Origin of the sequence: Sphingobacterium hotanense (assembly GCF_008274825.1) — a bacterium.
GTDB classification, from domain to species: domain Bacteria; phylum Bacteroidota; class Bacteroidia; order Sphingobacteriales; family Sphingobacteriaceae; genus Sphingobacterium; species Sphingobacterium hotanense.
This window is the reverse complement of the sequence record NZ_CP030848.1, coordinates 816,156-836,566: the sequence shown is the minus strand read 5'-3', so window position 1 is coordinate 836,566 and position 20,411 is coordinate 816,156. Positions and strand designations below refer to the sequence as shown.

Below are 20,411 nucleotides of genomic sequence, written 5' to 3'. Positions count from 1 at the left end.
TACGGGTAACGGCCGTAAGGCTAAATTTTAGACATTACCGACGATTATTATGCTTCAACGTAATCTCTACGTATCACAAACTTAGTTTGAACCGGTAATTTTTGAGCAGCTAAACGTAATGCTTCTTTAGCAATCTCTAAAGGCACACCTTCTGCTTCAAATAACATACGGCCTGGGCGTACTACTGCTACCCAGTATTCTGGAGCACCCTTACCCTTACCCATACGTACCTCTGCAGGTTTCTTAGTAACAGGTTTGTCAGGGAAGATACGGATCCACACTTGACCTTCACGTTTCATATAACGTGTTACGGCGATACGTGCTGCCTCAATTTGACGGCTTGTGATCCATGCTGACTCCAGTGATTTGATACCGAAAGAACCGAAAGATAACTCCGCACCACGGCTAGCATTACCCTTCATGCGGCCTTTCTGCATCTTTCTGAACTTCGTTCTTTTTGGCTGTAACATGTTCGTATTTTGTTAAAATCTGTTCTAACAGATAGTTTTAAATCTTAATTAATTAATCTCTTTTTCCACCACGGTTGTTATCACGACGACCACCACCACGGTTGTTATCACGACGGCCTCCGCCACGGTTGTCACGACGGTCTGAACCACCTTCGTTGCCACCACGTGACTTCACACCTGATGCTTGACCGATGTTTGGAGATAAGTCACGTTTACCGTAAACTTCACCTTTACAGATCCAAACTTTCACACCGATCTTACCGTAAGTAGTTAATGCTTCTGCTAAAGCATAATCGATATCTGCACGTAATGTGTGTAAAGGAGTTCTTCCTTCTTTGTATTGTTCAGTACGTGCCATCTCAGCACCACCTAAACGACCTGAACACATTACTTTGATACCTTCAGCACCCATACGCATCGTTGAAGCGATAGCTGTTTTCATTGCACGACGGAAAGAGATACGAGCCTCTAATTGTTTTGCAATACCTTCAGCTACTAACTTCGCATCTAGCTCAGGACGTTTGATTTCAAAAATGTTGATCTGAACATCTTTCTTAGTCAATTTCTTTAACTCTTCTTTGATCTTATCAACCTCTTGTCCGCCTTTACCGATAACGATTCCTGGACGTGCCGTGTGGATTGTAACAGTAATACGTTTTAAAGTTCTTTCAATAACAACTTTTGCTACACCGCCTTTAGCGATACGTACAGAAAGATACTTTCTGATTTTTTCGTCCTCAACTAACTTATCAGAATAGTTGTTGCCTCCGAACCAATTAGAATCCCATCCTTTGATGATCCCTAATCTGCTACCTATTGGATTTGCTTTTTGTCCCATTCTTAGTAATATTAGTTATTAACGTTGTTTACACTGTCTACCACCAAAGTAACATGATTTGAACGCTTGCGAATTCTGTAACCACGACCTTGTGGAGCTGGACGTAATCTCTTTAATTGACGACCACCACCAACAGACACTTCTTTTACAAATAAACCACCATCCTCAACTGAAGCGCCTTCATTTTTAGCTTCCCAGTTTTTGATTGCTGATAATAATAATTTCTCAACACGGATAGCAGCCTCTTTACCTGTATGTTTTAGAATGTATAATGCATTCTCAACTTTTTGACCACGGATAAGATCCACTACTAAACGCATTTTGCGCGGAGACGTAGGGCAGTTCAATAATTTGGCAGTAGAAGCTCCTCCTACCTGAGCTTTTAACTGCTCTTTGCGCTGTTTAATTAAAACAGATTTTTTAAGTTTCTTTGTTGCTTCCATTACCTATTATTTTTTCTTTTCTGCGTGGCCTCTGAAAGTACGCGTAGGCGCAAATTCACCAAGCTTGTGACCAACCATATTCTCTGTTACATAAACTGGAATGAATTTATTCCCGTTGTGCACTGCGAAGGTATGGCCAACAAAATCAGGTGAAATCATTGATCTACGAGACCAAGTCTTAATTACTGACTTTTTGTTTGTTTCATTCATAGAAAGAACTTTTCTTTCTAAGTTGTGATCGATATAAGGACCTTTTTTAATTGAACGAGCCATTATTTTTTCCTTCTCTCAATGATGTAACGATTCGATGTTTTCTTCTTGTAGCGAGTTTTGTAGCCTTTAGCTAAAACTCCTGTGCGTGAACGAGGGTGACCTCCTGATGAACGACCTTCACCACCTCCCATAGGGTGATCAACAGGGTTCATAGCAACACCACGTACGCGAGGACGACGACCTAACCAACGCTTACGACCAGCTTTACCTAACACTTGGTTAGATTTCTCAGCATTTGATACTGAACCAATCGTTGCAACACAGGTTAATAAGATCATACGAGTCTCTCCTGATGGCAATTTGATAATTGCATACTTTCCATCACGTGCAGATAATTGCGCGTAAGTTCCTGCCGAACGAGCGATTGAACCACCTTGACCAGGATTCAACTCGATGTTGTGGATGATAGAACCTAATGGAATGTTTGCAAGTGGCATTGTATTACCAACTTCTGGGGCTACTGATTCACCTGCAATTACAGTTTGACCAACTGTTAAACCAGCTGGAGCAATGATGTAACGTTTCTCACCATCAGCGTAGTGCAATAATGCAATACGTGCAGTACGATTCGGATCGTACTCGATTGTAGCTACTGTTGCAGGGATATCTTTTTTATCGCGTTTGAAATCTATTAATCGGTATACTTTTTTGTGTCCCCCACCGATGTAACGCATAGTCATTTTACCGGAGTTATTACGACCACCTGATTTCTTTACTTTAGCTACTACTAATGATTTCTCAGGAACGTTTGTTGTAACGTCTGAATAATCAGCACCAACTCTAAAGCGTGTACCAGGGGTTACCGGTTTGAATCTTTTAACTGCCATTTCTTATTATAGTGTACTGTAAAAGTCAATAGTTTCACCATCCTTAATTGTGATGATGGCCTTTTTATACTTAGGGCTTCTTCCAGAAACGAAACCAGCTTTTGTGTAACGGCTTTTTGCTTTACCCGCAACAACTGCAGTGTTAACTGCAACTACTGATACGCCAAACATTTGCTCAACAGCTTGTTTGATCTGGATTTTGTTTGCTCTGTGATCTACTTTGAAAGCGTAACGGTTTAATTTTTCCGTCAATAATGAAGCTTTCTCAGTTAAGATAGGTTTTTTAATAATTTCCATATTACTTAGCTAATGCTTCCTCCAAAGTTTTTACAGAATCTGCAGTCAACAATAATTTTGTAGCATTTAATACATCATATGTATTCAACTCTGATGCTACAATAACTTTTGCTTTCTTCAAGTTTCTGCTTGATAAATAAACATTGTTATTGTATGCTGATAATACTAATAAAGTTTTTTCATCAGCAACATTTAAAGCGTTGATTAAAGACACATAGTTCTTTGTTTTGATTGAATCGAAGTTCACTTCGTCCAATACAACAACATTGTTCTCTTGTGCTTTGTAGCTTAACGCCGATTTACGAGCTAATTGCTTTAATTTTTTGTTCAATTTAAAGCTGTAGTCTCTTGGTTGAGGACCGAATACACGACCACCACCATTAAACAATGGAGATTTGATAGAGCCCGCACGAGCACCACCTGTACCTTTTTGTTTGTGTAATTTACGAGTTGAACCCGCGATTTCATTACGTTGTTTAGATTTGTGTGTTCCTTGGCGTTGGTTCGCTAAGTATTGTTTCACATCTAAATAGATCGCATGGTCGTTTGGCTCTACACCGAATACTGACTCAGGAAGTTGCACCTTGGCACCTGTTTCTTTACCTGATAAATTTAATACTTTAACTTCCATCTCTCTACTATTTGTCTACGATTACAAATGAACCTTTAGCTCCTGGAATGGAACCACTAACAACGATTAGGTTTTGCTCAGGGTAAACTTTCAATACTTGTAAGTTTTGAACTTTTACACGCTCACCACCCGTACGACCTGCCATGCGCATTCCTTTGAATACACGTGAAGGCCATGATGAAGCTCCCAATGAACCTGGCGCACGTAGTCTGTTGTGCTGACCGTGAGTCGCACCACCTACACCACCAAATCCGTGACGCTTCATTACACCTTGGAAACCTTTACCTTTTGAAGTACCAACTACATCAACGTACTCGCCTTCTTCAAATAAAGTAACATCCACGATGTCACCTAGTTGCTTCTCATCTTCGAAAGTTTTGAACTCAACTAGTTTACGCTTAGGACTAACCCCTGCCTTTGCAAAGTGTCCTTTTAGAGGAGCCGATGTGTTCTTTTCCTTAGCTTCATCAAAACCAAGTTGAACTGCTGAATAGCCATCTTTCTCTACCGTACGTATCTGCGTAACCACGCACGGCCCAGCCTCGATTACTGTACAAGGGATGTTTTTCCCTTCAGTGTTGAACAGGCTGGTCATTCCTACTTTTTTACCAATAATTCCTGACATGTTATAAATTAATTAATTAATCGTCCATCGAAGCAGTAGGGCTTCGCTCAAGACACAATCCCCCCTAAAGGGATTGCAAAATTACAAACTATTTTATAACTATCAAATAATAAGTGAATTATTTTTTTTATTCCGAATGACCAGTCTGCCCTTTACCTAGAAATTTTATTCTTTGATTAAAGGTTCGCCCGCAAGTAAGCGTTTGTATCTTACTAATGCCTCTACGTAATAATAGTCAGCATAGGTTAAAGGAACATCAATTTCAGAATTCAATGGCAATGCTCCTACACTGTGTTTCAAGATAAAGCCACCATTTTCCCCATTCTTAGCAAAATAGGTATCTGATGATAGGTTCTTCAGCATGGTTTCAGCCTTTTTAAAGTAATTTGTTGATTCTTTCCCTTTTGTATAAGAAGATAGCTCCATCAATGCTGAAGCAAATAACGCACCAGCAGAAACGTCGCGCAAATCCCTTTGACTATAGATCTTACTATCAGCAGGAACTTTATCATAATCATAATCCCAAACTGGAATTAAGTCCGCAGGCATATTCTTATGATTCAAGATATATTTGGCAATCTTGCGCGCTTGATTTAAATATGCTTTATCCTTTGTTTCTCTATACATCATCGTATAACCATACAATGCCCAAGCCTGTCCTCTTGCCCACGCTGACTCATCAGAAAAACCCTGATGTGTTTTCTTGGCAATGACAGCACCTGTTTCTGGATCATAATCAATAACGTGATAAGAACTATTGTCTTTACGGAAGTGATTTTTGATCGTTGTGTTGGCATGGGTTTTAGAGATATCCGCATATTTCTGATTCCCGGTCATCTTAGACACCTGCATTAAGAACTCCAAATTCATCATATTATCAATGATCACAGGAAACTTCCATTTACCATGATCCCATGAACGAATCGCTTGTGTTTTCGGACTGTATCTAGATGTCAAAGATTCTGCGCCCGTTGCTAATATTGGTTTAAACTGCGTACTATCTCCAGTTAGACGTAAAGCATTACCGAAACTACAGAACAACATAAATCCAAGATCGTGGGTTCCTTTATTGTATTGTTCCTTCTCCAAATGCTTGAGCTTTGCTAATGCAAGATTCAGCAATTCCTTATCACCGGTTCCTTCCGAGAGCAATAACAATGTTCCAGGATAAAATCCCGAACACCACCATTTCGACCCGGAAAATACATGGGCTCCTTTTTCGAAAGTCTTCGGAAACTGATCTTCCGGTGTTGCTGCGGCCAGTACTTTGATTTGCTTCGCTGAAGCTGCAAGTTGCCCGTCAATGAAGCTCTTGTCTAACACAAGATCTTTTTTCGCTTGCCCTATCACAGAGCCAGCACTCAGCATAAACAATAGCGAAGAGAATAATAAAGTTTTTGTGTTCATAGATGTATAATTAGCACTATTTAATAAGGTTTCTTTTGGTTTTCCCTTTTATAGGAAATTTGAAAGTAAGGATAGTTTTTCAATAAGAATCATTAAAAAACCGAAATCGATTTCGCGAGTTACCCCCAAACAAGAAGAGGCTATCTCTTTATGATAGCCTCTTCTTGTTTTTAATATTTATATGGAATTAAAATTGTCCGGTATTCAACATAACCAAAGTACATGCCTCTACGACTTCTATACCCTGCGCCCTTGCTTTATCTGCAAGTTCAGCATTCTCCGCACCCGGATTAAAGATGATACGCTTCGGATTAGTTTTTAAAATATAATCGTAATAAGGTGCTTGGTTTTGTGGACCAACATACAAAGTAATCGTATCAATATCCTGATGAATAGTCTCGGCAGGCTCAATCTCTGCTCCAGCAACCGTTCCAACCTTTCTACCAACATTCACAATAGGAAATCCTTTCCTTACCAACTTATTTGCTACTAAATAGGAGTATCTAGCTGGATTAGTACTCGCTCCCAAAATCAAGGTTTTTTTCATATGTTACTGAATTAATTATTGAACAAATTCTCCATTTGCGTTGTACGCATTTTGTCTCAAAATAGGAATTTCTAATATCTTATACAAATTATCTAAATTATTCAAGCTGCCGTTTGCCATGTTTGTTAGAAGTACAATCGTCACGTCGTTCTTCAAATCACGCACGAACAAGCTTTTGAATCCATGCCACCATCCTGTATGGTAAACAATTGGATTGCCAGGAGGATTGAATGTACGCCAGCCATAGCCATAACTGAACAGACTCCGCTTGGCGTCGCTACGAGGAACAAAAGAAGAATCCTGCAAAGCCTTTCCTAATACACGACCATCTCGCAAGGCAAGATCAAGCTTATACAGGTCGCGTACTGTACTATAAATCCCTTTGTCGCCCACAGGCCCATCCAGATAATTCTGTACAACAGAGCGTCTCCAAACCTTATCATGCCCTACGACATGTGTTGGAATTTTCTCGTAAACCGCTTTAGAATAAACATTTGTATTTTTCATCCCCGCAGGATCGAAAACATTTTCCTTCATAAAAACGGCAAAATCCTTCCCACTCACCTTCTCGATGATTGATCCTAGGACCATATAGTTAGAATTGTTATAATGGAATCTGCCATCGGGCGCACCATAGCGGCCTGGATGATGCTGAATCAATAACCTCATCGCATCTTGGTTCGTCATGCCCTTCTTACGATCAGGCCAAACCGTCTCCGCAAAATAAACATAGTTTGGAAGTCCTGAACGATGAGACAACAATTGCTGTATTGTAATACCCTTATATGGAAAATCTGGATAATATTGTTCGACTGAATCCGTAAGTTTCAACTTACCTTGCTCGGTCAAGATCAGCACCCCTAGCGCGGTCATAGGTTTGGAAACCGATGCTAACTCAAACTGCGAATTGATATTTAGACTATCCTTCAATAAGTGATTTGCCCAACCAAACGAATTCTGATAAAGAATCTTCCCTTTCTTTGCCACCAAAACATTGCCGTTAAACCCAGCACGCTTGTGCAAATTCTGCATAAATGAATCTATCTGCTGATCCGCTTCCGCAGGATTGTATATTAAACTTATGCTATCTTTTTTCTCCTGCTTTTCCCGCTCTTCAACCTGCTTTGCTTCTGGAGACCCTCCGCAGGATGCTAAAGCAAAAACCGCAATCCCAAGGGCTAAACTAAACTTTCTAAAATTCACGCTATCCGTTCTAAGTCTATTCGATCGATTAAATTGTCAATGCAACACAAAATAGTTTTTTCTCGACAAAAAAACAACTGATTGTTAGTAGTTAGTACTTAGTATTTAGTATTAAGACCCAATGCTGACCACCATGTCATCTTCCCTCTCAACTATAAAGACATTCCCTACCTCACTCCTTGCCTATTTATCCGCCCCTTCTTTTTGCTTTCAACCACTAATACGCAAATAACAAATTATAGGTCTATATACTAACTACTAAATACTATATACTGAAACAAAGAAAGCCCTCTCGCGAGGGCTTTCTTTGTTTCTTATTGTTTAGGCCAATAAACGAATTGGCGCTTCTAATAATCCTTTTAGAGTTTGTAAGAATTGTGCTCCTGTTGCACCATCCACTACGCGGTGGTCACAACCTAAAGACAACTTCATTACGTTTCCTGGTACAACAGCTCCATTCTTAACAACTGGAATTTGTTGGATAGCACCTACGGAAAGAATAGCGCCATCAGGTGAATTGATAATCGATGTAAACTCATCAATACCGAACATACCTAAGTTAGAAACGGTGAAAGTTGATCCTTCCCAATCAGAAGGTTGCAATTTCTTAGCTTTTGCTTTTTGAGCGAAGTCTTTCACTTCCGCAGATATATGTGATAACGATTTACCATCAGCGAAACGAACAACAGGTACTAACAAGCCGTCTTCAACAGCGATAGCAACACCAATGTTTGTATGCTCATTGTATCTGATTTTATCACCTAACCAAGAAGAGTTCACAGCAGGGTGTTGTTTCAATGCGATTGCTACCGCTTTGATAACGATATCATTGAACGATACTTTTACTGGAGCAACTTCATTGATTTGAGCACGCGCAGCGATCGCATTATCCATATCGATACTAACGTTCAAATAGAAGTGAGGTGCAGTAAACAATGACTCTGACAAACGACGAGCAATTGTTTTACGCATTTGGTTTACCGGTTTTTCAGTGAAACGCTCTTCTCCAATATATTGAGGTAAACTTACAGTCTTCGCTTCAGTCTCTGCAGCTTTCGCAGGAGCAGATGCCGCAGCCGCAGCTGGTGCCGCAGAAGGGGTAAAGTTCTCCACGTCTTTCTTAACAATACGTCCACCTTCAGCCGAACCTTTTACTTGTGAAAGGTCAATTCCTTTTTCCTTAGCAATTTTCTTCGCTAATGGAGAAGCTTTCACACGTGAATCTGATGAAGTGCTGCTAGCAGCTTCCGGAGCAGGACTTGTTTCCGCTGGAGCATCAGCTTTCTTCTCTTCGGATTTATCTTCCGCTTTTGCAGCCGGCTTTTGATTCAACAATGGAGTTACATCAGTTCCAGCAGGACCAACGATCGCAATGATATCATTTACTTTCGCCGCTTGACCAGCCTCAACACCAACATACAATAAAGTACCTTCAGCGTATGCTGTTACTTCCATTGTCGCTTTATCTGTCTCAACGTCTGCAATCGCATCGTCAGACTTAATAGAATCACCAACTTTAAAGTTCCACTGTGCGATAACACCTTCAGTCATCGTATCGCTTAGTAAAGGCATTGTAATTACAGTAACACCTAAATCTTCAGCAGAAACTTGTTCGCCAGCAGGAGACGATTCCTCAGCTTTTTCTTCTTTTTTCTCTTCTTTTGGAGCCTCTTCTTTCGAAGTCTCCTCAGCTTTCGCTGCAGGTGCCGCGTCGCCTTCTAGTAAAGCTTTATAATCTTCACCTTCTTCACCTAAAACAGCGATAACTGCATCAATCGCTACAGCTTCACCTTCTTTAGGACCAATATATAACAATGTTCCTTCTTGATAAGATTCGAAGTCCATTGTCGCTTTATCTGTTTCAATCTCGGCAACCAAGTCACCAGAGTTTACTTTATCACCAACTTTTTTGTGCCATTTCGCGATCACACCTTCAGTCATTGTGTCGCTCATCTTCGGCATTCTTACTACTTCAGCCATTGTTTAGGTATCTTCTATTTTAGTTAAAGTAATTCTAATTAATCCATTACAAAAGGATAATCCTCTTGTACATATACATCTTTGTAGATCTCATCCGCTGTAGGATATGGAGACTCCTCGGCAAACTTCACTGAATCATCAACAATTTTCTTAATCTCAGCATCTACTTCTGCAAACCAAGCCTCGTCAGCATACTTGTTCTCAACGATGGCATGTTTTGTAGCCAACAATGGATCTCTCCCTTTATACTCTTCCAACTCTTCTTTCGTACGGTATTTCGCAGGGTCAGACATTGAGTGACCTTTATAACGGTAAGTACGAATTTCTAAGAATGTAGGACCTTCACCCGCACGAGCACGTTGAACAGCCTCATCCATTGCGTTGTGAACAGCAACAACGTCCATACCATCAACTGGAGCACATGGCATATCAAAACCAAGACCCATTTTGTAGATATCCGTCATGTTTGTTGTACGTTGTACTGAAGTACCCATTGCATAACCGTTGTTCTCACAAACGAAAATTACAGGTAACTTCCATAACATCGCCATATTTAATGTTTCATTGAAAGCTCCTTGGCGTACAGCGCCATCACCCATATAACAGATGTTCACGTTGTTTGTGCCTAAGTATTTTTCAGCAAATGCAATACCAGCACCTAAAGGAATCTGGCCACCTACGATACCGTGTCCACCCATAAATTTATGCTCCTTAGAGAAAAAGTGCATCGAACCACCTTTACCTTTTGAACAACCAGTAGCTTTACCGAACAATTCCGCCATACAAGCATCTGCAGAAACGCCTTTTGCTAATGCATGAGCGTGGTCGCGGTATGCTGTAATCAATGAATCTTCCGGCTTAATAACTGACATTGTCCCAGCTACTACTGCTTCTTGTCCAATATATAAGTGACAGAATCCGCGTATTTTTTGCTGTCCGTATAATTGGCCAGACTTCTCTTCAAACTTGCGCATGAGCAGCATTGATTTATACCACTCTAAATAGGTTTCTTTTGTTATAGGTGTTGAACTCATTTGTACGAATTGAATTTCTTTACTTAACTGACTACAAATCTAATCAATATTAACGAGATTTCGGATAAATTTTAGGTGACATTTAACGCATTTTGTCATAACACTAACAAAATTCAAGGCCGATATAAATAACAAACGGCCCATTTCAGGCCGTTCTAAGTTATGCTAATATTTTTGATAGATCTTCCAACGTTACTTTCTGCTGCTCGCCGGTTTCCATATTCTTTAAACTCAATTGTCCGGAAGCGACTTCTTCATCGCCAACCAACAAAACATAAGGTATCTGCTTCGAATCTGCATAGCTCATTTGCTTCTTGAGTTTCACGGCCGACGGATAAAGTTCTGCCGCAATACCAGCTTCACGCAATTTAAACAATATAGGTAAAGTAGATGCCTCTAGTGCTTGGGCAAAATTGATGATCAACACTTTCGTCCGCTCGCCATTGCTCGGTGGAAACAACTGCAATTCTTCCAAAACATCATAGATGCGATCCGCCCCAAAGGAAACTCCTACGCCAGTCAGATCTTTTAACCCGAACATACCGGTCAAGTCATCATAACGACCACCTCCACCAATGCTCCCCATCTGCACCTCGTTCGTCTTCACCTCGAAAATACATCCTGTGTAATAGTTAAGACCACGAGCCAGCGTTATATCCACTTCCACTTCCCTTTCTAAAATTGCAGACTGACCGAGTTTTCGAAGATATTCAAATACTGTTTCAATCTCCTCTACCCCCTTTAAACCAACAGAGGAATTAGCTAACACAGACTTCAGCGAATCCAATTTCTCTTGATTTGAGCCGTTGAGCTCAATGATAGGCTTTAGGACCGCTAAGTCAGCCTCCGTAAAACCACGCTCCAAGAGTTCTTTGTTTACCCCTTCCAAACCAATCTTATCGAGTTTATCGATAGCTACCGTCATATCGACGATCAATTCAGGTTTTCCTACGACTTCAGCAATACCAGAAAGGATCTTACGGTTGTTCAACTTGATATTGAAATCCTTCAAACCCAATTTCGTCAAAGCCTCATGATAGATCAATACAAACTCTGCCTCATTCAGCAAAGAATCAGAGCCAACCACGTCGACATCACATTGGTAAAACTCACGGTATCTCCCCCTTTGAGGACGATCCGCACGCCACACCGGCTGTATTTGGAAACGCTTGAAAGGTAAAGAAATTTCATTTTGATGCATCACCACATAGCGAGCAAAAGGAACAGTCAAGTCATAGCGCAAAGCCTTTTCCGAGATCGAAGAAATCAAAGCAGTCGAGTTCTTCTCGGCCAATAAGTTCTCCGGGGCCTTCGATAAGTAATCCCCAGAATTTAAGATCTTAAAAATCAACTTATCACCTTCGTCTCCATACTTCCCGGTCAATGTACTCAAATTCTCAAACGAGGGAGTCTGAATCTCACTGTACCCATACTTCTTGAAAATCGTCTTTAATGTATTGTAAATGTGATTACGTTTCTCCATTTCTACCGGAGTAAAATCACGTGTTCCTTTAGCTAATGATGGTTTAATTGATGCCATGAGGGCAAAGGTAGCAAAAATAGTATTTAGTAGTTAGTATTTAGTATTAAGACCTAGGGTGGATAATTAAGCCTTATTTTTTTGCAAAGAGATGCATATGAACATGAAGCATGAACAGAGGGATGGGACTACCAAATTCCTTTAAAAAAATTAGAAATATCTTCCGACTTGGGTCTAACTACTAAATACTAGCTACTAAATACTACCCTATTCAAATATCTTCAAATACTCGCAGGCTTTTTCTGCGGCCATTTTCTCGGCGCTTTTCTTATTGAAGTCGCGACCTATACCGCAGTCTTCTCCGTCTACCACCACCTTAACAGAGAACATCTTGGCAGACTCTCCTTCGGGGTTATCGATCTGAATGAAGGCAACCTCTTTTCCATTGTGTTGACACCATTCGATCAAACGGCTTTTGAAGTTGGTTTCAGTAATTTCTAGGGTGTGTATATCGACGTGTGGTTTGATGATGCGTGACAATAAAAATTCACGAGTGAATTTATACCCTTTATCCAGATACACGGCTCCGATCAATGCTTCGAATGCATCGCCCAATAAAGAACCCTGCTTATTAGGATAACTGATCATGCGGGCATCAAATTCAATGAGTTCGTTGAAACCAAGTTTGCGCGACAGCTGATTCAAGTTTGCACGTGAAACAATCTTCGAACGCATTTCTGTTAAGAAACCTTCATCTTTATAAGGGTAAAGTTTAAACAATAGTTCTGCTACTACTGAACCCAGAACAGCATCACCCAAAAACTCTAAACGCTCATTGCTATTTTTAACCCCCTCTTTAATCGGCTTAGCAACCGATTTATGTCGAAACGCCATTTGGTATAACCTGACATTCCCCGGCACAAAGCCTAAGATATTCTTTAACTTCTTGAAGTAAGCTTTTTGGGGAGATAAATACAGTTTATAAACACTAATCGGCATACCAACATCTTTAAGAAGAAATAGGTAGTTTTTGGAGAAAACTACCTATTCAATTCCTTATCTTTTTCTTTCAACCAAAACTATGCTTTGTATTTTTTAACAATCAAAGAAGCATTGTGTCCACCGAATCCGAATGTATTGCTTAATGCAGCATTAACAACACGTTTCTGTGCTTTGTTGAAAGTAAAGTTCAATCTATTGTCAATTTCAGGATCGTCCGTAAAATGATTGATTGTAGGAGGTACAATATCATTTTGTACAGCAAGAATCGATGCAATCGACTCCACTGCTCCCGCAGCACCTAATAGGTGACCCGTCATTGATTTTGTAGAACTAATATTCAATTTATATGCATGATCCCCAAATTGCTCAATAATAGCTTTGGTCTCACTAACATCGCCTACTGGAGTCGATGTACCATGCACGTTAATATAATCAATAGCTGTTGCGTCTAAATTCGCATCAGCCAAAGCTTTGCTCATCGCTAAGCGAGCACCTAATCCTTCTGGATGCGAAGCAGTAATGTGATATGCATCTGCACTCATACCACCACCGGCAATCTCAGCATAAATCTTAGCACCACGTGCTAAAGCATGCTCTAAACTTTCTAATATAATAGCACCTGAACCCTCGCCAGAAACGAAACCGTCGCGATCCTTATCAAAAGGACGTGATGCCGTTTTCGGATCATCATTACGAGTGGAAAGTGCATGCATTGCATTGAACCCGCCAATACCAGCTTCATTAATTGTCGCCTCAGAACCTCCGCTAATGATCACATCAGCTAAACCCATACGGATATAGTTGAATGCATCAATCATCGCGTTTGTTGCAGAAGCACAAGCTGAAACTGCTGAAAAGTTAGGACCTCTCAAGCCATGTCGCATAGAGATATGTCCCGGAGCTAAATCAATTAACATCTTCGGTATAAAGAAAGGATTAAAGCGTGGTGTACCATCGCCCTTTGCAAATCCAGCAACCTCATCCAAAAATGTAGTCAAGCCCCCAATACCTGACCCCCAAATTACACCAATACGATTGGTATCTAGTTTATCAAACTCTAATCCCGCATCTTTGACAGCTTCGTCGGTCGATGCAATTGCATATTGAACGAAAGGGTCGATTTTACGAGCCTCTTTACGGTCCATATAGTTATGTGGATCAAACCCCTTCACTTCACAAGCAAATTGGGTTTTGAATTTTGACGCATCAAAATGCGTAATAGGAGCGGCACCACTTACACCATTAATTAACCCATCCCAGTATTCTGCGACGGTGTTACCTAGGGGTGTAAGTGCACCCAATCCTGTTACAACTACTCTTTTAAGCTCCATTAATATGTTTGGCCTAATAAAATTAGTTAGTTAACGTTTTTTTCTAAATAAGCGATTGCTTGACCTACTGTGCTAATGTTCTCAGCCTGATCGTCTGGAATAGCAACGTTGAATTCTTTTTCGAATTCCATGATCAACTCAACTGTATCAAGTGAGTCTGCACCTAAATCATTCGTGAAAGAAGCCTCTGGTGTTACTTCGTTTTCATCTACACCTAACTTTTCAACGATAATAGCTTTTACTCTTGATGCGATATCTGACATGATTTTCTAGTTTAATTGTTTAATAAATCTGTGCAAAGAAAAAATAAATTTCCCCAAAAATCAAATCTTTTTGACTTTTGAAAACAAATAAAGAACAAAGTTACCCCAAGAAAGGTTTTCCAACCTGCTAAAAACTAACTCTATTCAATAATAACAAAAGAAATACGCTTTTACAAACTTAATCCTTATTTAATGATATTTTTACGTAAAGCACCCTCTTTAATCTATTGAAAACCGTATTTTTGCTATCTGAACTGAAAGAAATCATAGATTGAGCAAGATAACTTTTAAACTTGAAACCGACTTTGACCTCGAACTGGATTTTATCCTGATTGGCATAAGCTCCGTCTTAAGAGACTATCGGCTTTGTCACTTTATCAACAAACACACCGGGCTCAAACTCGTACATGGTAAAGAAGATTACATAGACCATAACGGCAAGGAAAAAGAAAAACCGCAAAACGAACTCGACTACCACATCATCTACGAGACGAAGAAAAACAAACCCAGCGTACAACATCATTTCATCACCTACCGTTACAATAATCAAACTTACGACTTCGAATTCTATCTACTTAGCAATAAGTCTATTGAAGGAGGTACTTTGATCCCAGAGATTGTGAGCTTTGACTACTTTCTGCTGATAAAACATTATATTGATGAAGAAGATCTAGAAGCGCTAATAGAGAACATTAAAGCGATACCGGAAGTACTACTTGTAAAAGAAATAGACCCAACGGCATTGAAATCTAAAGAAAATCTGATATTTTAGCGAATTATTTTTAGATAGTGTAAAATATACACCAAAACCTAAATCGAAACCCTCCGGGGAAAAGTGTGGAACACTGCAAATAATATTGATTTAAAACATTAAAAAAAAGACATTACATGGATAAACTAAAAAAGCGAACCAAAATTGTAGCTACTTTAGGCCCCGCTTCCTCAAAAAAAGAAGTATTGACCCGAATGATTGCTAAAGGAGTAGACGTTTGCCGTTTAAACTTCTCGCACGGAAGCCAAGAAGACCACCTGAAAGTAATCAACACTATTAAAGAAATCAACCAAGAGTTCCCGTTTAAGGTAGGTATCCTTGCAGACTTACAAGGACCGAAAATCCGTATCGGCAAAATGAAAGAAGGCGGAGCAATCCTAATCAACGGAAGTCAGGTTGAAATCACTACAGAAGAATTAATTGGCGACGAGAACCGCATCTATATCACTTACGAAAACTTCCCGAACGACGTAAAAGAAGACGAAATCATCTTGTTAGATGATGGAAAACTTCAATTGCGCGTTTTGAGTACAAATCACAAAGACACAGTAAAATGTGAAGTTGTACACGGAGGTATCCTAACATCGAGAAAAGGGGTTAACTTGCCAAACACAAAAGTGTCTATCCCTTCATTAACTGAAGAGGATTTAGATAACTTAAACTTCGCATTAGACCACGGTGCTGACTGGATCGCCATGTCATTCGTTCGTTCCGCAGAAGATATCAAGCAGTGTAAAGAGATTATCAAAGAGAAAGGTTCTCATGCTCGCGTTATTGCGAAAATTGAAAAACCAGAAGCAATCGATAATATCGATGCAATTATCGAAGCGACAGATGCTGTGATGGTTGCTCGTGGGGATTTAGGGGTTGAGATGCCAATGGAAGAAGTTCCGGGATTGCAAAAAATCATCGCTCAAAAATGTCGTAATCTAGCGAAACCAGTAATTATTGCTACCCAAATGTTGGAGAGTATGATTACTACGCCTCGTCCTACGCGCGCCGAAGTGAACGACGTTGCGAACTCAGTAATTGATGGTGCAGATGCCGTCATGCTAAGTGGTGAAACTTCAGTTGGTGAATTCCCAGAGATCGTAATCGAGACCATGGCGAAAGTAATTACCCACGTAGAAAGCACTTCTTATCCTTATTACAGCGAGAAAGAAACATTAGGTACTGTTGAAGTAACACGTATCCCTGACGCAATCTGTGGATCCTCTATTTTCTTAGCAGAAAAAACGAAGGCTTCGGCTATCGCTGTTATGACTGCCTCGGGTTACACCGCATTAGAAATTTCTAGCTACCGTCCAGATGCTGATATTTACGTATTCACCGGTAATGAGAAATTATTAACGCAATTAAGTCTAGTATGGGGTGTACAATCCTTCATCTATGACAAGTACGAAAGCACAGATGGTACTATCCAGGATGTGAATGGCTTATTGAAGAAATACCATTTGGTTGAGCCAGGACAAATCGTAATCAACACTTCTTCTACTCCACTTCACGCAAAAGGTAGAACAAATACTATCCGCGTTTCAGAAGTAATGTAAGCAGAATGCATAAGAATAATAAAGGCCGTCTAACAGATGGCCTTTTTATTTCCTTAAAACTTATTTCTTCTTTTGATCCAAAGGCTCAGTACCCGGCATTGGCGAATTCTTCTTCCCATCTAAAGGTTTGATCAGTATAATGGAATCGTCCTTTTGTATCAACCGACGATTCATCAGACTATTGGGAATATCGACAGGATTCGTGTTGGTACTATCTTGAGGTAGAATATTCGGTGTCCCGTCCGCCATAATCTTAAAGTCAGGACGTTTGATCTTAACGCTATCTGCCCAGTCCGGTAAGCCCTTTTGCTTAGGGATGATATTTTCCTTATTTTGTGCTTGAGAGTTTATAAGAAAACCAAATATCAAAACAAATAATGGGGCAATCGTTTTCATAAGCAAGTCTTTTAACCACCTAAATATACTCAATATCAAGGCTATGCGAATTAGAAAACCATGGTAACCGCTGTTAAATTGTGTTAAATGAAGAAAACGACATAAATCCCTTATTATTTTTGTAACAAATGAAGAAAAGAAGTATTACGTTGATTATTGGATTAATGTCCATTGCGCTCTTGGGTGTTATGGCCATGCAGTATTACTTCATCCGGGAATCATTCAAACAGAAGTCAAAGCTATTTGACGAGGCAGTGAAAGCCTCGCTGACGGCCGTCGCAAATAAAATTGAACGTATCGAAATATATGAGTTTGCCCGCCAGCAGGAACGTGAAAATCAAGAGAAATTCAGACAGGATCAGGAACGCTTGCAGAAGAACGAACAGATTTTAGCGCTCCAAGTTAAATATCAGGATAGCATCAAGTTGTTACAACGCCTTGCATTTTCACATACGCAGCGCTTCAATGAGATGGAAACCCGCTTGAATCAACAGTATCCAACCGTTTTGATCAGCAACAATTTCTACGAAACCTACATCCGCCGTAAAGAATACAATCATCTAGTTCGAATTACCTTAGAGCAGGGTTATACTAGCGAAATGACCATTGGAGAATTTGCGCGCGTTTATGCTATCCGCGAAGTCAAAGAAGTGAAAGCAAAAGACGATAGCGCACGCTATGTCATCCCTATTTTCGGACCGAATTCCGCAATCACAGCGACTTTCGAAATCAGAACCCTCCCTCCTCCTGTTGACCTGCGCGTACTCTCACAAATTGATGTATTAGAGAAGAAATTGAACAAACTCCGCAATCAGAAATTGATCGGTGCAGAAACACTTTTCGATTCCCTGAAGATCATGGGTGGAAAACAGAGTGCTATTATGGAGGATGTAGCGATCGGTATGCAATTATCGAAGCGTCCTTTAGAACAACGTATCGACAAAACGCAGGCTGTAGACTTACTGATCAATGAACTAGACCAACGTGGAATCAATTCCTCATTCGTGATGCAGGTTCGTAATTCAGAGAATAGTCCTTTGGTCTTCCAAGCAATCTTTAACTATAAAGATGAGAAGATTAAAGAAACCGATACCCCTCCAATGATTTACAAAGCGCGACTATTCCAGAGCGATGAAGGTAAATCTCCTGGTGAGCTGCGTGTATATTTCCCTAATAAAGGCTCTGTAATAGCGAGCACCATGGGTTATTGGTTGCTGCCAATCTTAGCCCTGCTGGCATTGCTTATAGGCTGTTTCGCCTATACGCTAAGCATTATCTTCCGTCAGAAGAAGATCTCCGAGATGAAAACGGATTTCATCAACAATATGACGCACGAATTCAAGACCCCTGTTGCCACTATCATGATTGCTTCGGAGTCATTAAAAGATCCGGAAATCTCTGCGGACGAGCGAAGGGTGAGCAAGCTTGCCAATATAATTTATGATGAAAACGTGCGCCTAGGTTCTCATATCGAGCGTGTCCTCAATATTGCTCGACTCGAAAAAGAGAATTTAAAAATCGAACGAACCAACGTACAGATCAACAATTTGGCAAATGCGGTGTTAGAAAGTATGAAGCTGCAATTAGAAAAAGCCGAAGGAACCTTAAATATACACCTGGATGCGGAGCATGATTTGGTGATTGGTGATGAGCTTCACTTATCGAATGTAATGTACAACTTGGTTGATAATGCCATTAAGTACAGTAAAGAACGTCCTGAAATAACTTTTAAAACATTCAACCGTGGGAAGAATATCGTAATCGCTGTTTCTGACAAAGGAATTGGAATGACAAAAGATCAAGCGGAGAAGATTTTTGATCAGTTTTACCGTATTCCGACTGGAAATATCCATAATGTCAAGGGTTTTGGATTGGGACTAAGTTATGTTAATGACATTATAAAACGCCTCAACGGAAAGATCACTGTGAAAAGCGAGAAAGATAAAGGCACACAATTTGAAGTAACTTTACCATTAAAGCATGCCTCACAAGAGGTTGCTTAATAAAATAGCAAAGGAATTATATGAATCAAAAAATATTATTAGCGGAAGATGACCCTAACTTGGGCGATCTTTTGAAAGACTATCTGGAACTAAAAGGCAAATTCGATGTAGTATTGAGCAAGGATGGTCAAGAAGCATTAGAAGCCTTTAGAAAGGATAATTTTGACTTATGTATCCTCGATGTCATGATGCCTAAGAAGGATGGTTTCTCTTTAGGTAAAGACATTCGGAAGATCAATCAAACAATACCAATCATCTACGCAACAGCGAAAGGAATGATGGAAGATAAGACGCAGGCCTTCGAGTTAGGCGGCGATGACTATATCACCAAACCCTTCCGCGTCGAAGAATTATTGCTAAGAATAAATGCACTCCTAAAACGAGCTGCAAAAGACAAAGAAGAAGAAGTTGCAGATAAATTCGAAATCGGCGATTACTTCTTCGATTATACAAGTCAGATTATCTCTTACAAAGGTCAACAACAGAAATTGTCGACAAAAGAAGCCGAACTTCTGCGCCTTCTTTGCTTAAAAAAGAATGACGTCTTAACCCGTGAAGAAGCATTAGTCAAAATCTGGCACGACGACAACTACTTCACCGGCCGTAGTATGGACGTTTTCTTAAGTAAGTTGAGAAAATACCTGAAAGAAGACCCGAATGTAGAAATCGTGAATGTACATGGTAAAGGGTATAAGCTTTTGGTAAGCTAGATTTAGATATTAGATTTGAGACATTAGACATAAGAACCTGCAGCAATGCGGGTTCTTTTTTTAAGCATTATGTTGTCTTGAACCAGGAAAAAAAGGATGTAAGGATTAACAAGATCCTGCAAATCTTTTAATCCTTCCTTTCCTGGTTCAAAGACAAAAAATCCTTCCTTTCTTGGTTCAAAACAATCTACCTCTTCCTCTCTAAACCAAAGGTGCAAAAACATCCTTCCTTTCTCGCCCACAACCTCCACCTCTCCCCATTCCAAAATAAAAAAAACTGCACTGCTGCAGTTTCTAATATCTAATGTCTAAAATCTAAAGTCTAGATT

23 protein-coding genes are annotated in these 20,411 nt (G+C 40.0%); 4 read left to right on the top strand and 19 right to left on the bottom strand.

The features are described from left to right. Positions 1-47: 47 nt before the first annotated feature. The 17 genes from rplP to DSM08_RS03345 form a co-directional block, all read right to left on the bottom strand. A complete protein-coding gene (gene rplP / locus DSM08_RS03425) occupies positions 48-470 on the bottom strand; it encodes a 50S ribosomal protein L16 (RefSeq protein WP_149524832.1) in 423 nt (140 codons plus the stop codon). 52 nt (positions 471-522) lie between these two features. Next, a complete protein-coding gene (gene rpsC, locus DSM08_RS03420) occupies positions 523-1,308 on the bottom strand; it encodes a 30S ribosomal protein S3 (RefSeq protein ID WP_149524831.1) in 786 nt (261 codons plus the stop codon). 11 nt (positions 1,309-1,319) lie between these two features. Then, positions 1,320-1,751: a 50S ribosomal protein L22 gene (gene rplV / locus DSM08_RS03415; protein WP_149524830.1), complete on the bottom strand. Its 432-nt coding sequence runs from the start codon at positions 1,749-1,751 to the stop codon at positions 1,320-1,322. 6 nt (positions 1,752-1,757) lie between these two features. Then, positions 1,758-2,024, bottom strand: a complete 267-nt coding sequence (rpsS, locus tag DSM08_RS03410; RefSeq protein WP_002997495.1) for a 30S ribosomal protein S19 — start codon at positions 2,022-2,024, stop codon at positions 1,758-1,760. Continuing rightward, positions 2,024-2,851, bottom strand: coding sequence for a 50S ribosomal protein L2 (gene rplB, locus DSM08_RS03405; protein WP_149524829.1), 828 nt, complete (start codon positions 2,849-2,851; stop codon positions 2,024-2,026). Before rplB ends, rpsS begins: the two co-directional genes overlap by 1 nt. A gap of 6 nt (positions 2,852-2,857) precedes the next feature. After that, on the bottom strand, positions 2,858-3,148 hold the full coding sequence (gene rplW, locus DSM08_RS03400) for a 50S ribosomal protein L23 (RefSeq protein ID WP_149524828.1): 291 nt from the start codon (positions 3,146-3,148) through the stop codon (positions 2,858-2,860). A gap of 1 nt (position 3,149) precedes the next feature. Further along, on the bottom strand, positions 3,150-3,779 hold the full coding sequence (gene rplD, locus DSM08_RS03395) for a 50S ribosomal protein L4 (protein WP_149524827.1): 630 nt from the start codon (positions 3,777-3,779) through the stop codon (positions 3,150-3,152). Between the two features lie 7 nt (positions 3,780-3,786). After that, positions 3,787-4,404: a 50S ribosomal protein L3 gene (gene rplC, locus DSM08_RS03390; RefSeq protein ID WP_149524826.1), complete on the bottom strand. Its 618-nt coding sequence runs from the start codon at positions 4,402-4,404 to the stop codon at positions 3,787-3,789. A 165-nt stretch (positions 4,405-4,569) separates the two neighbouring features. After that, positions 4,570-5,811 (bottom strand): glycoside hydrolase family 88 protein, encoded by a 1,242-nt coding sequence (locus DSM08_RS03385; protein ID WP_149524825.1) that lies wholly within the window; start codon positions 5,809-5,811, stop codon positions 4,570-4,572. A 187-nt stretch (positions 5,812-5,998) separates the two neighbouring features. Further along, the gene (locus DSM08_RS03380; RefSeq protein ID WP_149524824.1) at positions 5,999-6,358 is read right to left on the bottom strand and encodes a CoA-binding protein; all 360 of its coding nucleotides are present in this window, start codon (positions 6,356-6,358) and stop codon (positions 5,999-6,001) included. A gap of 15 nt (positions 6,359-6,373) precedes the next feature. Beyond that, positions 6,374-7,561 carry a serine hydrolase domain-containing protein gene (locus tag DSM08_RS03375; protein ID WP_149524823.1) on the bottom strand — a complete coding sequence of 396 codons (1,188 nt, stop codon included), beginning with the start codon at positions 7,559-7,561 and terminating at the stop codon, positions 6,374-6,376. A gap of 321 nt (positions 7,562-7,882) precedes the next feature. Continuing rightward, positions 7,883-9,541 carry a pyruvate dehydrogenase complex dihydrolipoamide acetyltransferase gene (locus tag DSM08_RS03370; protein WP_149524822.1) on the bottom strand — a complete coding sequence of 553 codons (1,659 nt, stop codon included), beginning with the start codon at positions 9,539-9,541 and terminating at the stop codon, positions 7,883-7,885. 38 nt (positions 9,542-9,579) lie between these two features. Beyond that, a complete protein-coding gene (gene pdhA, locus DSM08_RS03365; RefSeq protein WP_149524821.1) occupies positions 9,580-10,575 on the bottom strand; it encodes a pyruvate dehydrogenase (acetyl-transferring) E1 component subunit alpha in 996 nt (331 codons plus the stop codon). Positions 10,576-10,735: 160 nt separating this feature from the next. Further along, positions 10,736-12,115 (bottom strand): histidine--tRNA ligase, encoded by a 1,380-nt coding sequence (hisS, locus tag DSM08_RS03360; RefSeq protein WP_149524820.1) that lies wholly within the window; start codon positions 12,113-12,115, stop codon positions 10,736-10,738. A 207-nt stretch (positions 12,116-12,322) separates the two neighbouring features. Next, positions 12,323-13,054 carry a ribonuclease III gene (gene rnc, locus DSM08_RS03355; protein WP_149524819.1) on the bottom strand — a complete coding sequence of 244 codons (732 nt, stop codon included), beginning with the start codon at positions 13,052-13,054 and terminating at the stop codon, positions 12,323-12,325. An 80-nt stretch (positions 13,055-13,134) separates the two neighbouring features. Continuing rightward, complete coding sequence (fabF, locus tag DSM08_RS03350) at positions 13,135-14,388, bottom strand: beta-ketoacyl-ACP synthase II (RefSeq protein ID WP_149524818.1); 1,254 nt, start codon at positions 14,386-14,388, stop codon at positions 13,135-13,137. Between the two features lie 26 nt (positions 14,389-14,414). Then, on the bottom strand, positions 14,415-14,651 hold the full coding sequence (locus DSM08_RS03345) for an acyl carrier protein (RefSeq protein ID WP_079643602.1): 237 nt from the start codon (positions 14,649-14,651) through the stop codon (positions 14,415-14,417). Positions 14,652-14,922: 271 nt separating this feature from the next. On the opposite strand from DSM08_RS03345, the gene DSM08_RS03340 reads away from it, so the two are divergent. Then, positions 14,923-15,423 (top strand): IPExxxVDY family protein, encoded by a 501-nt coding sequence (locus DSM08_RS03340; RefSeq protein ID WP_149524817.1) that lies wholly within the window; start codon positions 14,923-14,925, stop codon positions 15,421-15,423. A 116-nt stretch (positions 15,424-15,539) separates the two neighbouring features. Next, the gene (gene pyk, locus DSM08_RS03335; RefSeq protein WP_149524816.1) at positions 15,540-16,973 is read left to right on the top strand and encodes a pyruvate kinase; all 1,434 of its coding nucleotides are present in this window, start codon (positions 15,540-15,542) and stop codon (positions 16,971-16,973) included. A gap of 60 nt (positions 16,974-17,033) precedes the next feature. Here the strand turns inward: pyk and DSM08_RS03330 are convergent, their stop codons facing one another. Then, positions 17,034-17,369, bottom strand: coding sequence for a hypothetical protein (locus DSM08_RS03330; RefSeq protein ID WP_149524815.1), 336 nt, complete (start codon positions 17,367-17,369; stop codon positions 17,034-17,036). Positions 17,370-17,497: 128 nt separating this feature from the next. Here DSM08_RS03330 and DSM08_RS03325 point away from each other — a divergent pair, with 128 nt between their 5' ends. Both DSM08_RS03325 and DSM08_RS03320 read left to right on the top strand, forming a co-directional pair. Further along, positions 17,498-19,372, top strand: a complete 1,875-nt coding sequence (locus DSM08_RS03325) for a sensor histidine kinase (RefSeq protein ID WP_149524814.1) — start codon at positions 17,498-17,500, stop codon at positions 19,370-19,372. Positions 19,373-19,392: 20 nt separating this feature from the next. Beyond that, positions 19,393-20,082, top strand: a complete 690-nt coding sequence (locus DSM08_RS03320; protein WP_149524813.1) for a response regulator transcription factor — start codon at positions 19,393-19,395, stop codon at positions 20,080-20,082. Between the two features lie 23 nt (positions 20,083-20,105). Here DSM08_RS03320 and DSM08_RS03315 read toward each other — a convergent pair whose 3' ends face one another. After that, a complete protein-coding gene (locus DSM08_RS03315) occupies positions 20,106-20,348 on the bottom strand; it encodes a hypothetical protein (RefSeq protein ID WP_149524812.1) in 243 nt (80 codons plus the stop codon). Positions 20,349-20,411 lie beyond the last annotated feature (63 nt).

Coding starts and splice junctions, on each gene's coding strand:
- rplP (WP_149524832.1), bottom strand. CDS start 470: ATGTTACAGCCAAAAAGAACGAAGTTCAGAAAGATGCAGAAAGGCCGC.
- rpsC (WP_149524831.1), bottom strand. CDS start 1,308: ATGGGACAAAAAGCAAATCCAATAGGTAGCAGATTAGGGATCATCAAA.
- rplV (WP_149524830.1), bottom strand. CDS start 1,751: ATGGAAGCAACAAAGAAACTTAAAAAATCTGTTTTAATTAAACAGCGC.
- rpsS (WP_002997495.1), bottom strand. CDS start 2,024: ATGGCTCGTTCAATTAAAAAAGGTCCTTATATCGATCACAACTTAGAA.
- rplB (WP_149524829.1), bottom strand. CDS start 2,851: ATGGCAGTTAAAAGATTCAAACCGGTAACCCCTGGTACACGCTTTAGA.
- rplW (WP_149524828.1), bottom strand. CDS start 3,148: ATGGAAATTATTAAAAAACCTATCTTAACTGAGAAAGCTTCATTATTG.
- rplD (WP_149524827.1), bottom strand. CDS start 3,779: ATGGAAGTTAAAGTATTAAATTTATCAGGTAAAGAAACAGGTGCCAAG.
- rplC (WP_149524826.1), bottom strand. CDS start 4,404: ATGTCAGGAATTATTGGTAAAAAAGTAGGAATGACCAGCCTGTTCAAC.
- DSM08_RS03385 (WP_149524825.1), bottom strand. CDS start 5,811: ATGAACACAAAAACTTTATTATTCTCTTCGCTATTGTTTATGCTGAGT.
- DSM08_RS03380 (WP_149524824.1), bottom strand. CDS start 6,358: ATGAAAAAAACCTTGATTTTGGGAGCGAGTACTAATCCAGCTAGATAC.
- DSM08_RS03370 (WP_149524822.1), bottom strand. CDS start 9,541: ATGGCTGAAGTAGTAAGAATGCCGAAGATGAGCGACACAATGACTGAA.
- pdhA (WP_149524821.1), bottom strand. CDS start 10,575: ATGAGTTCAACACCTATAACAAAAGAAACCTATTTAGAGTGGTATAAA.
- hisS (WP_149524820.1), bottom strand. CDS start 12,115: ATGGCATCAATTAAACCATCATTAGCTAAAGGAACACGTGATTTTACT.
- rnc (WP_149524819.1), bottom strand. CDS start 13,054: ATGCCGATTAGTGTTTATAAACTGTATTTATCTCCCCAAAAAGCTTAC.
- fabF (WP_149524818.1), bottom strand. CDS start 14,388: ATGGAGCTTAAAAGAGTAGTTGTAACAGGATTGGGTGCACTTACACCC.
- DSM08_RS03345 (WP_079643602.1), bottom strand. CDS start 14,651: ATGTCAGATATCGCATCAAGAGTAAAAGCTATTATCGTTGAAAAGTTA.
- pyk (WP_149524816.1), top strand. CDS start 15,540: ATGGATAAACTAAAAAAGCGAACCAAAATTGTAGCTACTTTAGGCCCC.
- DSM08_RS03330 (WP_149524815.1), bottom strand. CDS start 17,369: ATGAAAACGATTGCCCCATTATTTGTTTTGATATTTGGTTTTCTTATA.
- DSM08_RS03325 (WP_149524814.1), top strand. CDS start 17,498: ATGAAGAAAAGAAGTATTACGTTGATTATTGGATTAATGTCCATTGCG.
- DSM08_RS03320 (WP_149524813.1), top strand. CDS start 19,393: ATGAATCAAAAAATATTATTAGCGGAAGATGACCCTAACTTGGGCGAT.